The organism is Streptomyces sp. NBC_00388 (genome assembly GCF_036061255.1).
GTDB lineage: Bacteria > Actinomycetota > Actinomycetes > Streptomycetales > Streptomycetaceae > Streptomyces.
Genome location: NZ_CP107948.1, coordinates 4,873,196 through 4,889,746, shown reverse-complemented (window position 1 = coordinate 4,889,746; position 16,551 = coordinate 4,873,196). Strand labels below are relative to the sequence as shown.

The following is a 16,551-nucleotide window of genomic DNA, read 5'->3' as shown; positions in this document are numbered from 1 at the left end:
CGGGATCCCCTGCTCTGGAGGAACGATCATGACGGCGGTTGGCGAACAGCTTCCCGAGGACCGCTACGGGCGCTCCGCGGACCAGCGCGCGGACCGCAGGCTGAAGGTCATCGGAGCGGTGCTCGGCGCCGTGGTGATCGGGGTCGTCGGATGGTTCGGTTACGAGTCCGTGGGCGGCAAGTCCATCAGCGGTGAGGTCATCGCCTGGGACATCGCGTCGGACCACGCGGTCGATGTCCATCTGGAGGTCCGCAAGGACGCCGGGCTCCACGGCACCTGCACGCTGCGCCTGCGGGCCACCGACGGTGACGAGGTCGGCCGCAAGGACGCCAGGTTCGACCAGGACAAGAAGCGGATCGACCAGGTCGTGTCCGTACGGACCACGTCCAGGGCCACCAGCGTCGAGCTCGTCGGCTGCCAGACCGGATCCTGACGCGGCCGGATCCTGACGGCGGCCGGATCCTGACGGCGGCCGGGGGCGGGCACGGCGCGCCGCCGCGGGTCCGCGGGTGGACCTCCCGTCGCTTCGGTCCTCCCCCTTCGGCTCCGGAATTGTTAGGCTCGTGGTTTCGCCCGCCCCTGAAGGCACATCCTTCTGGGTAGGGCGATGCTTTGTATTTCCGGTACCTACGAGGAGCACCAGTGACCCAGACCAGCGAAAACGTCACCTGGCTGACCCAGGAGGCGTACAACCAGCTGAAGGCTGAGCTGGAGTATCTGTCGGGTCCCGCACGCTCGGAGATCGTCACCAAGATCGCGGCGGCCCGCGAGGAGGGCGACCTGCGCGAGAACGGCGGGTACCACGCGGCCAAGGAGGAGCAGGGGAAGCAGGAGCTGCGCGTACGCCAGCTGACCCAGCTGCTCGAACACGCGAAGGTCGGCGAGGCGCCCGCAGCCACCGGCGAGGCGGCTCCCGGCATGGTCGTGACCATCGCCTTCGACGGCGACGAGGACGACACCCTGACGTTCCTGCTCGCCTCCCGCGAGTACGCGAGCTCGGAGTTCGAGACGTACTCCCCCCAGTCGCCGCTGGGCACTGGTGTGATCGGCAAGCGGGTCGGCGAGAACGCCGAGTACGAACTGCCGAACGGCAAGACGGCGGCGGTGAAGATCCTCAAGGCCGAGCCGTTCCAGGGCTGACCGCCCAGGGACCGCCCCGGATGTGTACCGCATGAACCCCCGGCCGCACGGCGGCCGGGGGTTCGGTCATGGGTGCGCGGGCACGGCCCCGCCGGCCCGGGTCAGGCCGCCGCGGACCGGTACTTGCGGACCGCCAGGGTCCGGAAGAGCGCGAAGATGACCAGCGACCAGAGCAGCGAGGCCCAGACGGGGTGCTGCATGGGCCAGGCGTCCGACGGGGACACGCCCGGGTTGCCGAAGAGGACCCGGCAGGCCTGGACGGTCGCGCTGAAGGGGTTCCACTCCGCGATCGGCTGGAGCCAGCCCGCCATGGTGGCCGTCGGCACGAACGCGTTCGAGATGAACGTCACAGGGAAGAGCCAGACGAGCCCGCCCGACGTGGCCGCCTCCGGTGTGCGGACCGTCAGGCCGATGAGCGCACCGATCCAGGAGAACGCGTAGCCGAGCAGGAGCAGCAGCCCGAAGCCGCCGAGCACCTTTCCGATGTTCTCGTGGGTGCGCCAGCCGACCAGCAGGGCCACGGCCGCGAGCACCACCAGCGTGAGCGCCGTCTGTACCAGGTCGGCGATGGTCCGTCCGGTGAGCACCGCGCCCCGGGCCATCGGCAGCGAGCGGAAGCGGTCGATGAGGCCCTTGTGCATGTCGTCGGCGATACCGGCGCCCGCACCGGCCGTGGCGAACGTCACGGTCTGGGCGAAGATGCCCGCCATCAGGAACTCGCGGTACTGCCCGGCGTTCGTGGAGCCGTTGACGACCAGGGCGCCGCCGAACACGTAGCTGAACAGCACCACGAACATGATCGGCTGGATCAGCCCGAAGATCACGATCTCCGGGATCCGGGTCATCCGGATCAGATTCCGCTTCGCGACGACCAGGGAGTCGGTGACCGACTGGACGATCCCGCCGCGCGGCCGCGGGGCGAGTGGCTGGGGTGCGGCGTTCGTCATGGCGCTCATTCGCCGGCCTCCTCTGAGCTCTTGGGTGCGCCGGCTTCCCGGCTGCCGGCGGGGCTGCTGCCTCCGCCGCTTCCGCGGCCGGGCCCGGGCTCGGCCGCGTCCTGCGCCTCGGCCACGTGGCCGGTGAGCGAGAGGAACACATCGTCGAGCGTGGGACGGCGCAGCCCGATGTCGTCGATCTCGACGCCCCGGGCGTCCAGGTCTCTGATGACCTCGGCGAGCAGCTTGGCACCGCCGGTGACCGGGACCGTCAGCTTGCGGGTGTGCTCCGCGATGGCGACCTCTCCCTTGCCCAGGGCCGTCAGCACCTCCCTGGCGGGGCCGATCTGGTCGGGCTGGTGGACGACGACCTCGACGCGCTCGCCGCCGGTGCGGGCCTTGAGCTGGTCGGACGTACCGCGGGCGATGACCTTGCCGTGGTCGATGACGCAGATGTCGTGGGCCAGGTGGTCGGCCTCTTCGAGGTACTGGGTGGTGAGCAGCAGGGTCGTGCCCCCTGACACCAGCTCCTGGATGACCTCCCAGAGCTGCTGCCGGTTCCGGGGGTCGAGCCCGGTGGTCGGCTCGTCCATGAACATCACGGGCGGCGACACCACGAGGGCGGCGGCGAGGTCGAGCCGTCTGCGCATGCCGCCGGAGTAGGTCTTGGCGGGGCGGTCGGCCGCGTCGCTGAGATGGAAGCGGTCGAGCAGCGCGCTCGCACGGCGCTTCGCGTCGCGTGCCGACATCTGGTAGAGCTGCCCGACCATCTGGAGGTTCTCCCGGCCGGTGAGGTACTCGTCGACGGCCGCGAACTGCCCGGAGAGCCCGATCGACCTGCGCACCTCGGTGGGGTGTTTGAGTACGTCGACTCCTGCGACGACCGCCCGCCCGCTGTCGGGCTGAAGCAGGGTCGTCAGGACCCGGACGGCCGTCGTCTTGCCCGCGCCGTTGGGCCCGAGCAGGCCGAGGACCGTGCCTTCCGGCACGTCCAGATCCACGCCGTCCAGTGCTCGTACGTCGCCGAAGGTCTTCACCAGACCTTCGGCGTAAATGGCGCCAGGCATATCGGCTCCCCCAGTTTTCATTTTTGGGTCGGGTACGGATGTGGTTCATTTACGGACACATAGTAAATTTCACACAGCCGTGCCGCCCTTCAGGCGGGCGGCGCAGGGCACACCGTATCGCGATGTATCGCGTCTCGGCGGGGATTTCCCCGATTCCCTGATTCCCCGGCGGACGGTCCTGTACGGACCCCCGGCAGCCGGCCCCCACCGGCTGCCCGTCCGGCTCACCCGATCACGGTGTACCCGGCTGTCCGCAGCGCGTCGCCGACCTCGGTGCGGTGCTCGGGCCCCTTCGTCTCCAGATGCAGCTCCACCTCCACCTCGGTCAGCCCGAGCCGGGGATCCGTCCGCACATGACTGACGTCGAGCACATTGGCGTCGGCCACCGAGAGCACACCCAGCAGCGTCGCGAGCGCGCCGGGGCGGTCGGTCAGCCGGAGCCGCAGCGACTGGAAGCGCCCCGCGGCCGCCATCCCGTGCGTGAGGATGCGCTGCATCAGCAGCGGGTCGACATTGCCCCCCGACAGCACCGCGACCACCGGACCCTCGAACGAGCCGGGGTCGCTCAGAAGCGCCGCGACCGGGCTGGCCCCGGCGGGCTCCACGACCATCTTGGCCCGCTCCAGACAGAGCAGCAGCGCACTGGAGAGCTCGTCCTCGGAGACCGTGCGGACCTCGTCCACCAGCTCCCTGACGATGCCGAACGGCACATCTCCCGGGCGGCCCACCTTGATGCCGTCGGCCATCGTCGGGCGCGCCTCGATCGCCACCGGACGGCCCGCGGCCAGCGAGGGCGGGTACGCGGCGGCGTTCGCCGCCTGCACACCGATCACCTTCACGTCGGGGCGCAGCGCCTTCACCGCGACCGCGATGCCCGCGGCCAGCCCGCCGCCGCCGATCCCCACGACGATCGTCCGCACCTCCGGACACTGCTCCAGGATCTCCAGCCCCACCGTGCCCTGCCCCGCGATGATGTCGGCGTGGTCGAAGGGGTGGATGAAGACGGCGCCCGTCTCCAGCGCGTACTCCTGCGCGGCCGCGAGCGTCTCGTCGACCACCTGGCCGTGCAGCCGCACCTCGGCGCCGTACTCCCGGGTCGCCGCGACCTTCGGCAGCGGCGCCCCCAGCGGCATGAAGACGGTGGAGCGCACCCCGAGGAGTGACGAGGCCAGCGCGACGCCCTGCGCGTGGTTGCCTGCGCTGGCCGCGACGACCCCCGCGGCCCGCTCCTCGGGGGACAGCCCGGCGATCCGTACATAGGCACCGCGCAGCTTGAACGAACCGGTCCGCTGGAGGTTCTCGCACTTGAAGCGGACCGGCGACCCGACGAGACGCGAGAGGTACCTGCTGCCCTCGATGGGAGTCGCCCGTGACACTCCGGAGAGCATCTTCTGCGCTCCGAGGACATCGTCAAGGATCAGCGGCGGCAGGGGGTGTGACGTACCGAAGCTCATGGTGCCAAGTCTCGCAGCTCGGCCGCGGCCCGGCCGCCCGAGCCCGGCGGCGGGCAACGGCCGGACCGTCATGTTGGCAACGGTTGACGCAGCGCCGGTACGGCTGCGCCCCGGGCCGCGTACTCTGTCCCCCACTGTCCGCCCATCGCACGAAGAGAGCCCCCGGCCATGCCCCTTTCTCAGGACATGACTTCCGATCTTGACCCCGGTTTCCTCGATGCCCTCCAGCACCAGGTGGCCCTCTTCGCCCGCCGTGCCGAGCAGACCCGGCTGGGAGGTGTCGGACAGGTGCGCAACTCGATGGACCGCGCCGCCTACCTGCTGCTCAACCGGCTCGACCGGGAAGGCCCGATGGGGGTGAAGGCGCTGGCCGCAGGGATGGGCATCGACTCATCGACCGTGACCCGGCAGGTCGCCCCGCTCGTCGACACCGGGCTGGTCAAGCGCACCTCGCACCCCGAGGACGGCCGAGCCGTCGTCCTTCAGCTCTCCCCGCGCGGCCAGGCCCGCCTGGAAGAGGTGCGTTCCTCGCGGCGCGAGCTGATGGCCCAGGTCACCGAGGGCTGGACGCAGGAGGACCGCGAATCCTTCTGCACGCTGCTGACCCGCTTCAACTCGGCGCTCTCCCACCGCGCGACAGGCCCCCAGGAACCCGGTGTGCCGACCTCTTGACCGAGGGCGACAGCCTGCTCTCAGATGAGGGCAGGGAGGCACTGTGGGGGAACGGGCAGCAGCACGCGAACGCCGCCGCGACGAGGAGTTCGAGTCCTTCGTCGCGGGTGCGGCCGGACGGCTGCTGCATGCCGCCGTACTGCTGACCGCCGAACCGGCCGCCGTCGCGCCCCGGGCGCAGCGGCTGCTGCTGGCCGCGCTCGCCCGCACCTACGCGCACTGGGACCGGCTGCGCGGCGACGACCCGTACGAGCACACCCGTCAGGAGCTCGCCACCCGCTTCGCCCGCACCGCCTGGCGCCACCACCGGCCGTCATGGCACCGGCCGGGCCGGGCCGGGGGCGGGGCCCCCTCCGCTCCGGCGGGCGGCGTACTGGAGCGGCTGCCCCCGCAGGAGCGCCTCGTCCTGGTGCTGCGGCTGTACGAAGGGATCGCCGATGAGCAGGTGGCGGCTGCCCTCGGCCTGCCTGCGGAACGGGTCCGCACACTCTGCGGCCACGCGACGGCCACCCTGCGCAGCGCCCCGCGGGAGCCCGCGCCCCGGCTGCCCCGGGCAGCGGCGCCATGAGCCTGCCCGACCACAAGGAGGAGATGGTCCGGCGGATGCTGGCGGGACCGCACCCGCCGGTCCCCGCCGACCTGGCGCTCCGTGCGGCGGCACGCGGCACACGGCTGCGGCGCCGCCGCAGGGCGGGCCGCAGGCTGGCCTGGCTGCTGCTGGCGGCAGTGCTCGCCTGCTGCGTCGTCTGGGCGTCGCTGGCCCATCCGTGGGCGGTCCCCCCGGCCCGTACGACCCCGCCGGTGGAGGGCTACTGAGCCGAGCCGGCGGGCATCCCACGCGTGGGATGCCCGCCGGGGACCCGGGACGGCACGGCACCGGAGACCCGGCCGCCCCGTCCCGGACCCCGGGAGCCATGCGTCAGCCCAGCGCCTGCTGCAGATCGGCGAGCAGGTCGTCGGCCGACTCGATGCCCACCGAGAGCCGCACCAGATCTCCCGGAACCTCCAGCGCCGACCCGGCGACCGACGCGTGCGTCATGCGCCCCGGGTGCTCGATCAGCGACTCCACCCCACCGAGCGACTCGCCCAGCGTGAACAGCTTCGCCCGGTCGCAGACCGCGACCGCGGCCTCCTCGCCGCCCCGGACCCGGAACGACACCATCCCGCCGAACGACCGCATCTGCTTGGCGGCGATCTCGTGACCGGGGTGGTCGGGCAGCCCCGGGTAGAGAATGCTGGTGACCTCCGGGTGCCGGGTCAGCATCTCCGCGATCCGCGTGGCGTTCTCGCTGTGCCGGTCCATCCGCACGGCGAGCGTCTTGATCCCGCGCAGCACCAGCCAGGCGTCGAACGGCCCGCACACCGCGCCCATCGCGTTCTGGTGGTACGCCAACTCCTCGCCGAGCTCGTCGGAGTTGACGATCAGCGCACCGCCGACCACGTCCGAGTGCCCGCCCATGTACTTGGTCATCGAGTGCACGACGACGTCCGCACCGAGCTCCAGCGGCTGCTGGAGGTAGGGGCTCGCGAAGGTGTTGTCGACGACGAGCTTCACGCCCGCCGTGCGAGCGACATCGGCGACCGCCGTGATGTCGGTGATCCCCAGGAGCGGGTTGGAGGGGGTCTCCACCCAGATCACCTTGGTACGGGGGGTGATGGCGGCCCGTACCGCCGCCGGGTCCGTGGTGTCGGCGACCGACCACTCCACGCCCCACCGGGACACGACCTTCGCGAAGAGCCGGAAGGTGCCGCCGTACGCGTCGTTCGGGATGACCACGTGGTCCCCCGGCGACAGCAGCGTACGGAGCAGGCAGTCCTCGGCCGCGAGACCGGAGGCGAAGGCGAGCCCGCGACGGCCGCCCTCAAGGGCCGCCAGGTTCTCCTCCAGCGCGGTACGGGTCGGGTTGCCGCTGCGGCTGTACTCGTAGCCGCCGCGCAGCCCGCCCACGCCGTCCTGCTTGAACGTGGAGACCTGGTAGATCGGGGGTACCACGGCGCCCGTCAGGGGGTCCGCGGTATTGCCGGCGTGAATGGCGAGGGTCTCGAAACTCTGGTGCACGCTGTGGTCGTCACTCATGGAAACCGAGCGTAGTGGTCAGATGTCGCTCGTGTCTGGTTCGCTGGACTCATGGAGATTCTCTGGTTCCTGCTCGCGGTGTGCATGCTCGCGGCAGTGCTCGGCCCGTACCTGCTGCGCAGCCGCGGCGGCATCCGGCAGGTGCTGCCCGGTTCCCCGGACGCCGCGGACCCCGATGACTACGGGTTCCTGCGCCAGGAGGAGCTGGACGTACGGCTGCCGGGCCCCGACGAGGATCTGCTGGACGTCCTGGAGGTCGTGCAGCACACCCAGGACTGGCGCCCCGCGGCCCGGCTCCTCGCGGCCACGCCACCGTCGGGCGAGGTGCGCTGGCAGCGGGTGCAGGCCTTCGCCGGAGCGGCCTCGCTGGAGCTGGCGCGGCGTCCCGGCGCAGGTGGCGCCTGGCTGCGCAACTGGCGCTCCGAGTCTCCCGGGGACGCCGGCGCGGCCCAGGTGCACGCCGAGTTCCTCGTGCAGCAGGCGTGGCGCTCGAAGGCCCCCGGGGACGCGGAGGCGGACGACTTCCGGATCCTCCTGGAGGAGGCGCGCACGGTCTGCGGCGAAGCGGCGCTGCTCGCCCCGGGCGACCCCGTGCCGTACATCGTGGAGCTCGCCGTCGGCCGCGGACTCGCCTACCCCGAAGCTCAGTTCGAGCAGCTGTGGGCCAAGATCATCGACCGTGCTCCCGAACACATGGGGGCGCATCTGGCCGCGCTGCACTACTGGTGCGAGAAGTGGCACGGAACCCGCGACCGGGCCGACGAGTTCGCGCACGCGGCGGCGGCCCGGGCACCCCGCGGCTCACTGCTCGCCGCGCTTCCGCTCTTCGCCGTGTACGAGCACCTGCCCGAGGTGACCCTGGTGCGCGGCTTCTACCGGAGCGCGGTCGTCAGCAGGGCGGTGGAGGGAGCGATGCACGCGGTGCACCAGGCCCGCGCCGACGATCCGGTGCTCGCGCACGTACGGCACCTGCTGGTGCTCTTCCTGGTCCGCTCCGAGCGCTGGTCGGAGGCGATGAACCAGCTGGTCCACATCGACGGCCACGTGGGGGCGGTCCCGTGGACGCTCCAGCAGGACCCGGCCGCCGACTACGCGGTGTACCGGGCGCTGGCGGTGGCGGGGTACGAGGCGAACGGCGGCAGTCCGGCCACCCTCCCCCGCTGAGCAAGTGCTGTCCCGCGATCCCTGCTGGATGTATCCGGGCGTTCCGGCAGCGCGGCGAGGTGCCCTGACCGTCGTCGTACGCCCGCCCGGGGTCAGTCGTGCGCCCGCCAGGGATCACGGGGCAGCCCTTAGGCTGGCGCACACCGCACCGCGCCCCCGCAGGCGGGACCCGAAGAGGAACGAGCACGCCCGATGACACGCCTCATACCGCTGGTCATGATCGGCTTCGGCGTCTACTTCTGGCTGCGGTCCAGGAAGAAGACGGCCGCGTGGCTGGAGCGCGGGACGGCCCCCGAGGACCGCCAGGAATCCTGACCGGGGGTCCGGCGTTGCACAGGTTGCACCCATACTCCCCGAGGAGCCGCAGCCGATGTTCCTGAACCGCACCCCCCAGCTCCCCACTCCGGACCAGGCCCTGAAGGGCCGCGCCACCCCGGAATTCGAGCTGCCCGCCCTCCACACGGTCCTGGGCAACCCGCTGGCCGGCCCGTACCCCGCCCATCTGGAGACCGCCGACTTCGCCCTGGGCTGCTTCTGGGGCGCCGAGCGCATCTTCTGGCAGACGGAGGGTGTCTGGACGACGCTCGCCGGCTACCAGGGCGGCTCGACGGCCAATCCGGCGTACGAGGAGGTCTGCTCGGGCCTGACCGGCCACACCGAGGCAGTGCGGGTGGTCTTCGACCCGGAGATCGTCCCGTACACGACCCTGCTCAAGATCTTCTGGGAGTCCCACAACCCGACCCAGGGCTTCCGCCAGGGCAACGACGTGGGCACCCAGTACCGCTCGGCGATCTACACCCACTCGCCCGCGCAGGCGGCTGCCGCGACCGCGTCCCGCGACGCGTACCAGCAGGTCCTGACGGGCTCGGGATACGGCACGATCAGCACGGAGATCCAGCCTGCCGAGGGTCGCGACTTCTACGCCGCGGAGCCGTACCACCAGCAATATCTCGACAAGAACCCGGCGGGGTACTGCGGGATCGGCGGGACGGGCGTGAGCTGCCCGATCGGTGTGGCCAGGGCGGACGGCTGACCGTCCCCCCGCGGGCACCGGACGGTGCCCGCGGCCGGCCCGGGGCTCATACCAGCGGCTTCAGCGACATCAGCAAGTGCCGGTGGGCCGGGTCTGGTTCGGCGTCCGGGGCGGTCAGACCGGTGAGCAGCGCGCGCCGGCCGGGGCCGAGCAGGTCGAAGCGGACCGAGAGACCGCTGATGGCGCTCAGCGCGTCCTTCAGATAGGCCGGGTTGAAGGCGACCGTGACCGCTTCGGCGTGGTCCAGCCGGGCGGGCAGGCGCTGTGACGCCACGTCGTCCGCGTATCCCGCGTGCAGGTGGACCGCCCCGGACGAGAAGTCCAGCCGTACGGGGCTGCCGCCTTCGGCGACCACCGCGACACGGCCGACCGCCTCCAGCAGGGACGCGCGGTCCGTCACCGCGACGGCCTGGCCCTCCATCGTGAACAGCTTCTCGTGGCCCGGCAGCCGGCCGTCCAGCAGGCGCACGGTCGTACGCGTCCGGGCGGTGCCGAAGCCGACCGAGCCATTCCCCAGTGCCACCCCGACCGTGCCCGTACGGCCGAGGGAGCGGGCGACGTCCGCGAGGCGGCGGGCCGGGATCACCACATCGGCCGGGGCGGCGCCGGACTCCGCTTCCCAGCCGAGGCTGCGCACCGCGAAGCGGTAGCGGTCGGTGGCGGCCAGCGTCATCGTGTCGCCCTCCAGGCACATCCTGATCCCGGTCAGCACCGGGAGGGCGTCGTCGCGTCCCGCGGCCACCGCGACATGTGCGACCGCGTCGGCGAAGTCGCCCTCGTCCACCGTGCCGCGCCGCTCCGGGAGGACGGGCAGGGGCGGGTGGTCGTCGAGCGGCAGCAGCGAGAGCCCGAAGCGGGCCCCGGCGCCCGCCACCGTGAAGCGGGACCCCTCGATCGCGCACTCGACCGGGCCTGCGGGCAGCACCCGGCAGATATCGAGCAGTCTGCGCCCCGCGACGAGGGCCTGGCCCGGCCGTACGGTGTCCACCGGCACGTCGGTCCAGGAGGATGTCTCGTCGCCGAGGCCGCAGACGCGCAGGGTGGAGCCGTCCGCCGTCAGGAGCAGTCCGCCCAGGACGGGCACCGGCGACCTGGCGGGGAGCGCCCGGGCCACCTGGGCCACGGTCTCGGTGAAGGTGCTGCGGTCGGTGCGGAACTCCATGCGGGGCGCCTTCCCTGTCGGCCTGCCGGGCGGGGTCCGGGCCCTTGTCCGCCCGGGGATCCGTGACCGTACCGGCAGCCACTGACAGTCCCGTCCCGCTGTCCCGTCCGGCCGCCCGCCGCTGGGCCGCACCCCCCGGTAAGCGCAACCGGAGGTGTCACTCCCGCATCTGCTGGCGCAGACTGCAGACAGAACGCTGACAGAACGCGCCAAGGCCGGGCAATTCACCCGGCCCTTCCTCGTCGCAGTGGAGGCGGGAGCCTTGATACCGATCAGCCGTCCTCGGATCCGATGGGCCGTCCTCGTGGCCCTGCTCACCGCCGGAGCGCTGGCGCTCGCCGCCTGCTCCGCAGGGTCCGGCGGTGGCAGTGGTACGAAGTCCCCGGTCCCCACCAGTACGAGTACACCCCGGGCCAGGCTCGACACCACGCCAGGGGACGGGGCCAAGAACGTCGGCATCAACACCGGGGACATCCGGGCGTCCGTGGAGAACGGCACCCTCACCTCGGTCACGCTGACGAACCAGAACAACGGCCGGGCCGTGCCCGGCGCGATGGCCGCGTCCAAGGCCTCCTGGCGGCCGGGTAAGGGCCTCGAACGCGGGACGCCCTACGTGCTCACCGCGAAGGCCAAGGACCCGGGCGGCAAGACCCTCGCGAAGATCTCGCACTTCACCACCGTCGCCGAGGGCAATTCGGTGATCGCCTTCTTCACCCCCGAGCCCAGCACCACCGTCGGGGTCGGCATGGAGGTCTCCTTCAACCTCGACAAGCCGGTGAAGAACGAGAAGGCCGTCGAATCGGCCGTCACCATCACGTCGAGCGGCGGCGAGCATGCCGTGGGCCACTGGTTCAACCCCCAGCGGCTGGACTTCCGGCCGAAGGAGTACTGGACGCCCGGTTCGGTCGTGAAGGTGCGGCTGAAGCTGGCGGGTGTCCAGGTCTCCCCCGGGGTGTACGGGGTCCAGGACAAGACGTTCTCGTTCACCGTCGGGCGCTCGCAGATCTCCACCGTGGACGCGGCCAAGCAGTCGATGACCGTGGTGCGGGACGGCAGCCCGCTCAAGACCGTGCCGGTCTCCAGCGGCTCCCCGGCGCACGGCACGTACAACGGCACGATGGTGATCTCGGAGAAGTACCAGCAGACCAAGATGGACAGCACGACGGTCGGGCTGGGCAGCGAGTACAACATCCCCGATGTGCCGCACGCGCAGCGGCTGACCCGCTCGGGCACCTTCATCCACGGGAACTACTGGGCAGCGCCCAGCACGTTCGGCTCGCAGGCCACCAGCCACGGGTGCATCGGGATGCGGGACGCGCAGGGTGGCACGGACAAGTCCACCCCGGCCGGCTGGTTCTACACCAACTCGCTGATCGGCGACGTGGTCATCGTGAAGAACTCCGCGGGCGGCGGCAAGGTCGCCCCGGACAACGGCATCAACGGCTGGAACCTCCCCTGGGCGGAGTGGACGGCCGGGAGCGCGCTGCAGTGAAGTGCCCCGGGGGGCGGGCGCCGTCCGGCGTCCGCCCCCCGGGCGGCAGCCGGTACACCTAGTGTTCCCCTGTGGGGATCACTGAGAGCGTGCGGCCGCGTGCCGGGGGAACCGTTCGGCCGGAACAGCGCAACCCCGGCCGGTGGCACGGGCGATGGGGCGGGCTGCCGGGCCCCGGGCGGTGGACCGTACCGCTCGTGGCCACCGGTTGCGTGCTTCCGCTGTACGCGGTGTGGGCGGTGGCGCTGGCCACCGGTGGCGGCGATCTGGCCGCCCAGTTCGCCTGGGCGGGCTTCGCCTCGCGGCACCCCGCGTCGGCGTACAACCTCTTCTGGTACGGCGGCACGCACACCGCCAACTACAGCCTGCTGACGCCGTACCTGATGGCCTGGTTCGGTGCGCGGACCGTCTCGGTGCTGGCCGGGCTCGGCGGGACCTGGGTCCTCTCGCTCATCGTCGTACGCAGCGGTGTGCGGTGGCCCGCGGCCCCCGCGCTGCTCGGAGCCCTGGCGCTCTGGTGCAATGTCGCGTCCGGGCGGACCACCTTCGCGGTAGGTGTGGCCGCCGGTCTGCTCGCCGTGCTCCGGATGGAGCGCCGGGTGGCCGGGCCGGTGTGCGCCGCGATCACGACGATGGCGAGCCCCGTCGCCGGTCTCTTCCTGGTGGTGCTCGCCGGCGCCCAGCTGCTGGACCGGCGGTGGCGCACGGCGCTGGGGCTCGCCCTGCCGCCGTTCGCCGTGGTGGCCGTGACGACGCTGGCCTTCCCGTTCCAGGGCGAGCAGCCGATGGCGGCAGGGAAGCTGTGGATGCCGCTGGCCGTGTGCGCGGCACTGGGCATCGCCGCCCGGCACCGGCTCGTCCGGTACAGCGCGCTGGTGTACGGCGCCGGTGTCGTCCTGACGTATCTGATCCCCTCGCCCATCGGCACGAACGTGGAGCGGCTCGTCGGTCTGGCCGGTCCTGTCGTGCTGCTGGCCGCGGCGCTGGCGGAGCGGACCGCGGTGCGGCGGGCCGTGCTGGCCGCCGCACTCTGCCTCAACTGCTACTGGCTCGTGGACAAGACCGTCGACGATCTCCGGGTCTCCACGACGGTGCCCGCCTGGGCGTCGGACACCCGGGGCGTCGTCACCGCGCTGCGGGGGCTGCGCGCCGACCGCACCCGGGTCGAGGTGGTGCCCGCGCGCAACCACCGCGAGGCCACTCTGCTGGCCCCGCACGTGAACATGGCCCGGGGCTGGAACCGCCAGCTCGATGTGGAGCGGGGGCGGCTCTTCTACGACGGGTCGCTGACCGCGGCCACGTACCGGGCCTGGCTGGACCGGTTCGCGGTCGGCTATGTGGTGCTGCACGACGGCCGTCCCGACGGCCCGGCGGAGGGCGAGGCCGCTCTCGTACGGTCGGGGCCGCACTGGCTGCAGCCGGTCTGGCGCGACGCGCACTGGCGGATCTACCGGGTCCGGGGCGCGAAGCCGCTGGTGGAGGCCCCCGCGAGCGTCGTACGCGGGGGCGATGCGCGGCTGGTGGTGCATATGCCCCGGCCGGGGACGGTGACGGTGCGGATCGCGTACTCGCCCTGGCTGCGGGCGAGCGGCGGCGGGTCGGTGCACCCGCGCGGCCCGTGGACCGGGCTGACCGTGAAACGGGCGGGCGACTACCGGCTCGGCTCCGGCTACCGCGCGCTGGTCGGCTGAGCGGCTGCCGGGTGAGCGGCTGCGGCCCGGTAGGCGGCGGCCGTCGTGGCGGCGTCGTACCCGGGGGCCACGCCCTCCACGAGCACCACGTCGCCCGGGATGTGGTCCGTGCGCAGCGGCAGCAGCTCCTGGTAGGCCGGGGAGTCGTACCAGGCGCGGGCCTCCTCGATGCCCGGGAAGCCGATGATCACCGGCGCTCCGGGCCAGGTGCCCTCGCGGACCTCCACATCGGCCCCGTGGACGAGGAAGCGCCCGCCGAACGGGTCGAGGGTCGTCTGGATCGTCTCGATGTAGACGAAGACGTCCTCGGCGAGCTGGTCGGCGGGGCGCAGAAGGGCGAGAGCGTACGCGGGCATGGCGGCCTCCTCGGCAGGATCGTGCGGGGCGTACCGCCCCGGTGGGCGGTGCGCTCTGTGCCCGATCCTGCCGGGGAGGCCGCTGGGCGTCGATTACCCCGGAGGTAGGGGCAGCGGCCGGCCGGAGGCCCGGAGGGCGGCAGGCCGCTGCCCCTGTGGTGCGTCAGATCGTCGCGGTGTCGATCACGAAGCGGTAGCGCACGTCACTGCTGAGCACGCGCTCGTAGGCCTCGTTGATCCGGTCGGCCGCGATGACCTCGATCTCCGCGCCGAGGCCGTGCTCGGCGCAGAAGTCGAGCATCTCCTGGGTCTCGCGGATACCGCCGATGCCGGAGCCCGCGAGGGTCTTGCGGCCGCCGATGACCGAGAACAGGTTGAGCGAGACGGGCTCCTCGGGGGCGCCGACGTTGATCATGGCACCGTCCGTCTTGAGCAGGCTCAGGTACGAGTCGAGCGGGAGCGGCGCGGAGACCGTCGAGACGATCAGGTCCAGGGTGCCGCGGAGCTCGTCGAAGGTCTTCGGGTCGCTGGTGGCGTAGTAGTGGTCGGCGCCCAGCTTCAGCCCGTCCTCCTGCTTGCGCAGCGACTGGCTCAGGACGGTGACCTCCGCGCCCATCGCGTGCGCGATCTTGACGCCCATGTGACCGAGGCCGCCAAGGCCGACGATGGCGACCTTCTTGCCGGGGCCCGCGTTCCAGTGGGCGAGCGGGGAGTACGTGGTGATGCCGGCGCAGAGCAGCGGCGCGGCCACGTCCAGCCCGATGCCGTCCGGAATACGCAGGGTGTAGTTCTCGTCGACGACGACGTGCGTGGAGTAGCCGCCGTAGGTGGGCTCACCCTGCTTGTCGAGGGCGTTGTACGTGCCGGTGTTGCCCTGGGAGCAGTACTGCTCCAGCCCGGCCTTGCAGTTGTCGCACTCCCGGCAGGAGTCGACCATGCAGCCGACGCCGACCCGGTCGCCGACGGCGAACTTGGTGACCCCGGAGCCGACCTCTGCGACGATTCCCGCGATCTCGTGGCCGGGGACCATCGGGAAGATGCCCTCGCCCCAGCCGTCGCGGGCCTGGTGGATGTCGGAGTGGCAGATACCGGCGAACTTGATGTCGATCAGTACGTCGTGCTCGCCGACCGGCCGGCGCGGCACGGTGGTGCGCTCCAGCGGGGCCTTGGGTGCGGGGGCGGCGTACGCGGCGACGGTGGTGACAGTCATCCGGAAGTGTTCTCCTCAGAAATGGGGTGGTCCCTCCAGCCTGCCTGATGGTTTCGCTTTCATACATGTCCTGCCGTCTCCCTGCTGTGCCTACGCCCACTGTGCGTACCACTGGCAGGGACAGGATGGTTCGCGTACGACCACGGATACTGGGTGCATGGACCAGCGTGCCGAACTCAGTGAATTCCTCCGCTCCCGCCGGGCCCGCCTCCAGCCCGCGGACGTGGGCCTTCCCGACCTGGGCAGGCACCGCAGGGTGCCCGGCCTGCGGCGCGAGGAGCTGGCGCAGCTCGCCGGGGTGTCCGTGGCGTACTACACACGGCTCGAACAGGGTCATGGCAGCAATGTCTCCGGCGAGGTCCTCGATTCGGTGGCCCGGGCGCTGCGGCTCTCGGACGCGGAGTCCGCGCATCTGACGCATCTCGCGGGGCCGAAGCCGAAGAAGAAGCGGGCAGCCGCGGCCAGGCCTCAGCGGATGCGGGCCGAGCTCCAGCATCTGATGGACGCGATGGACGGGGTGCCGTCGTACGTCCTGGGGCGGCGGATGGACATCCTCGGCTCGAACCGGCTGGCGCGGGCGCTGTTCGGTGACTTCACCGCGCTGCCCGCCGAGGAGCGCAACATGGCGCGGATCGTCTTCCTCGACCCGAACTCCCGTGATCTGTATGCCGAGTGGGAGTGTGTGGCCGCCGAGATGGTGAGCGCGCTCCGGCTCTTCGCGGGCTGCTTCCCCGACGATCCGCAACTGTCCGCGCTGGTGGGTGAGCTGTCGGTGAAGAGCGACGAGTTCCGGGTGCTGTGGGCGGCGCACACCGTGCGGGACAAGGGGCACTGCGTGAAGCGGCTGCACCATCCGCTGGTGGGTGCGCTGACGCTGTCGTACGAGACGCTGAATCTGCCGGGCGACCAGGACCAGAGCCTGATCACCTACCACGCCGAGCCGGGTTCGGACGCGGTGGAGACGCTGCGGCTGCTGGCGTCCTGGGGTGCGGACGAGGCACCGCACTTCAGCCGGTAGCCCCGCGCCGCGCCCCAGCCGGCGGGGCGCGGGGCCGGTGCGGCGCGGGGGCCCTGCCCTGCCCCTCCCGCCACGGCCCT

Annotated in this window: 18 protein-coding genes; 11 read left to right on the top strand and 7 right to left on the bottom strand. The window is 71.9% G+C overall.

What is annotated here, in order from left to right:
- The first annotated feature begins 28 nt into the window (after window positions 1–28).
- Together OG917_RS22050 and greA are read left to right on the top strand one after the other, a co-directional pair.
- Window positions 29–433 carry a DUF4307 domain-containing protein gene (locus OG917_RS22050; protein ID WP_328319327.1) on the top strand — a complete coding sequence of 135 codons (405 nt, stop codon included), beginning with the start codon at window positions 29–31 and terminating at the stop codon, window positions 431–433.
- 209 nt (window positions 434–642) lie between these two features.
- Window positions 643–1,140 carry a transcription elongation factor GreA gene (greA, locus tag OG917_RS22045; RefSeq protein ID WP_328319326.1) on the top strand — a complete coding sequence of 166 codons (498 nt, stop codon included), beginning with the start codon at window positions 643–645 and terminating at the stop codon, window positions 1,138–1,140.
- A 101-nt stretch (window positions 1,141–1,241) separates the two neighbouring features.
- Here the strand turns inward: greA and OG917_RS22040 are convergent, their stop codons facing one another.
- From OG917_RS22040 to ilvA, 3 genes are all read right to left on the bottom strand, one after another.
- On the bottom strand, window positions 1,242–2,096 hold the full coding sequence (locus OG917_RS22040; protein ID WP_328319325.1) for an ABC transporter permease: 855 nt from the start codon (window positions 2,094–2,096) through the stop codon (window positions 1,242–1,244).
- Window positions 2,093–3,142: an ATP-binding cassette domain-containing protein gene (locus tag OG917_RS22035; RefSeq protein WP_328319324.1), complete on the bottom strand. Its 1,050-nt coding sequence runs from the start codon at window positions 3,140–3,142 to the stop codon at window positions 2,093–2,095. The genes OG917_RS22040 and OG917_RS22035 overlap by 4 nt, the downstream gene beginning before the upstream one ends.
- 224 nt (window positions 3,143–3,366) lie before the next feature.
- Window positions 3,367–4,596, bottom strand: coding sequence for a threonine ammonia-lyase (gene ilvA / locus OG917_RS22030; RefSeq protein ID WP_328319323.1), 1,230 nt, complete (start codon window positions 4,594–4,596; stop codon window positions 3,367–3,369).
- 168 nt (window positions 4,597–4,764) lie between these two features.
- Here ilvA and OG917_RS22025 point away from each other — a divergent pair, with 168 nt between their 5' ends.
- Genes OG917_RS22025 through OG917_RS22015 form a run of 3 tightly spaced genes read left to right on the top strand, consistent with a single transcriptional unit; the run spans window position 4,765 to window position 6,084 of the window.
- Entirely contained in the window at window positions 4,765–5,268 is a 504-nt protein-coding gene (locus tag OG917_RS22025) for a MarR family winged helix-turn-helix transcriptional regulator (RefSeq protein WP_328319322.1), read from the top strand.
- Window positions 5,269–5,311: 43 nt separating this feature from the next.
- Window positions 5,312–5,836, top strand: a complete 525-nt coding sequence (locus OG917_RS22020; RefSeq protein ID WP_328319321.1) for a sigma factor-like helix-turn-helix DNA-binding protein — start codon at window positions 5,312–5,314, stop codon at window positions 5,834–5,836.
- Window positions 5,833–6,084 carry a hypothetical protein gene (locus tag OG917_RS22015; protein ID WP_328319320.1) on the top strand — a complete coding sequence of 84 codons (252 nt, stop codon included), beginning with the start codon at window positions 5,833–5,835 and terminating at the stop codon, window positions 6,082–6,084. Before OG917_RS22020 ends, OG917_RS22015 begins: the two co-directional genes overlap by 4 nt.
- A gap of 103 nt (window positions 6,085–6,187) precedes the next feature.
- Here OG917_RS22015 and OG917_RS22010 read toward each other — a convergent pair whose 3' ends face one another.
- Window positions 6,188–7,345, bottom strand: coding sequence for a cystathionine gamma-synthase (locus OG917_RS22010; protein ID WP_328319319.1), 1,158 nt, complete (start codon window positions 7,343–7,345; stop codon window positions 6,188–6,190).
- 51 nt (window positions 7,346–7,396) lie between these two features.
- Between OG917_RS22010 and OG917_RS22005 the strand changes: the two genes are divergently transcribed.
- The 3 genes from OG917_RS22005 (at window position 7,397) to msrA (ending at window position 9,542) form a co-directional block, all read left to right on the top strand.
- Window positions 7,397–8,509 (top strand): hypothetical protein, encoded by a 1,113-nt coding sequence (locus OG917_RS22005; protein ID WP_328319318.1) that lies wholly within the window; start codon window positions 7,397–7,399, stop codon window positions 8,507–8,509.
- Between the two features lie 192 nt (window positions 8,510–8,701).
- Window positions 8,702–8,824, top strand: a complete 123-nt coding sequence (locus OG917_RS22000; protein ID WP_328319317.1) for a hypothetical protein — start codon at window positions 8,702–8,704, stop codon at window positions 8,822–8,824.
- A gap of 55 nt (window positions 8,825–8,879) precedes the next feature.
- Window positions 8,880–9,542, top strand: a complete 663-nt coding sequence (gene msrA / locus OG917_RS21995; RefSeq protein WP_328319316.1) for a peptide-methionine (S)-S-oxide reductase MsrA — start codon at window positions 8,880–8,882, stop codon at window positions 9,540–9,542.
- A gap of 46 nt (window positions 9,543–9,588) precedes the next feature.
- Here the strand turns inward: msrA and dnaN are convergent, their stop codons facing one another.
- Entirely contained in the window at window positions 9,589–10,704 is a 1,116-nt protein-coding gene (gene dnaN, locus OG917_RS21990; RefSeq protein ID WP_328319315.1) for a DNA polymerase III subunit beta, read from the bottom strand.
- A 304-nt stretch (window positions 10,705–11,008) separates the two neighbouring features.
- On the opposite strand from dnaN, the gene OG917_RS21985 reads away from it, so the two are divergent.
- Complete coding sequence (locus OG917_RS21985) at window positions 11,009–12,196, top strand: L,D-transpeptidase (RefSeq protein ID WP_328319314.1); 1,188 nt, start codon at window positions 11,009–11,011, stop codon at window positions 12,194–12,196.
- Between the two features lie 197 nt (window positions 12,197–12,393).
- Window positions 12,394–13,887 carry a hypothetical protein gene (locus tag OG917_RS21980; RefSeq protein WP_443059004.1) on the top strand — a complete coding sequence of 498 codons (1,494 nt, stop codon included), beginning with the start codon at window positions 12,394–12,396 and terminating at the stop codon, window positions 13,885–13,887.
- Here the strand turns inward: OG917_RS21980 and OG917_RS21975 are convergent.
- Together OG917_RS21975 and OG917_RS21970 are read right to left on the bottom strand one after the other, a co-directional pair.
- Window positions 13,866–14,243 (bottom strand): DUF1330 domain-containing protein, encoded by a 378-nt coding sequence (locus OG917_RS21975; RefSeq protein WP_328319313.1) that lies wholly within the window; start codon window positions 14,241–14,243, stop codon window positions 13,866–13,868. The genes OG917_RS21980 and OG917_RS21975 overlap by 22 nt on opposite strands.
- 163 nt (window positions 14,244–14,406) lie before the next feature.
- Complete coding sequence (locus OG917_RS21970) at window positions 14,407–15,453, bottom strand: NAD(P)-dependent alcohol dehydrogenase (protein ID WP_328319312.1); 1,047 nt, start codon at window positions 15,451–15,453, stop codon at window positions 14,407–14,409.
- Between the two features lie 157 nt (window positions 15,454–15,610).
- On the opposite strand from OG917_RS21970, the gene OG917_RS21965 reads away from it, so the two are divergent.
- Complete coding sequence (locus tag OG917_RS21965) at window positions 15,611–16,471, top strand: helix-turn-helix domain-containing protein (RefSeq protein WP_328319311.1); 861 nt, start codon at window positions 15,611–15,613, stop codon at window positions 16,469–16,471.
- Window positions 16,472–16,551: the final 80 nt, after the last annotated feature.

Coding starts and splice junctions, on each gene's coding strand:
- dnaN (WP_328319315.1), bottom strand. CDS start 10,704: ATGGAGTTCCGCACCGACCGCAGCACCTTCACCGAGACCGTGGCCCAG.
- OG917_RS22015 (WP_328319320.1), top strand. CDS start 5,833: ATGAGCCTGCCCGACCACAAGGAGGAGATGGTCCGGCGGATGCTGGCG.
- OG917_RS21975 (WP_328319313.1), bottom strand. CDS start 14,243: ATGCCCGCGTACGCTCTCGCCCTTCTGCGCCCCGCCGACCAGCTCGCC.
- OG917_RS22040 (WP_328319325.1), bottom strand. CDS start 2,096: ATGAGCGCCATGACGAACGCCGCACCCCAGCCACTCGCCCCGCGGCCG.
- OG917_RS22005 (WP_328319318.1), top strand. CDS start 7,397: ATGGAGATTCTCTGGTTCCTGCTCGCGGTGTGCATGCTCGCGGCAGTG.
- OG917_RS22050 (WP_328319327.1), top strand. CDS start 29: ATGACGGCGGTTGGCGAACAGCTTCCCGAGGACCGCTACGGGCGCTCC.
- OG917_RS21970 (WP_328319312.1), bottom strand. CDS start 15,453: ATGACTGTCACCACCGTCGCCGCGTACGCCGCCCCCGCACCCAAGGCC.
- OG917_RS21965 (WP_328319311.1), top strand. CDS start 15,611: ATGGACCAGCGTGCCGAACTCAGTGAATTCCTCCGCTCCCGCCGGGCC.
- msrA (WP_328319316.1), top strand. CDS start 8,880: ATGTTCCTGAACCGCACCCCCCAGCTCCCCACTCCGGACCAGGCCCTG.
- OG917_RS22000 (WP_328319317.1), top strand. CDS start 8,702: ATGACACGCCTCATACCGCTGGTCATGATCGGCTTCGGCGTCTACTTC.
- OG917_RS22025 (WP_328319322.1), top strand. CDS start 4,765: ATGCCCCTTTCTCAGGACATGACTTCCGATCTTGACCCCGGTTTCCTC.
- OG917_RS22010 (WP_328319319.1), bottom strand. CDS start 7,345: ATGAGTGACGACCACAGCGTGCACCAGAGTTTCGAGACCCTCGCCATT.
- OG917_RS22035 (WP_328319324.1), bottom strand. CDS start 3,142: ATGCCTGGCGCCATTTACGCCGAAGGTCTGGTGAAGACCTTCGGCGAC.
- ilvA (WP_328319323.1), bottom strand. CDS start 4,596: ATGAGCTTCGGTACGTCACACCCCCTGCCGCCGCTGATCCTTGACGAT.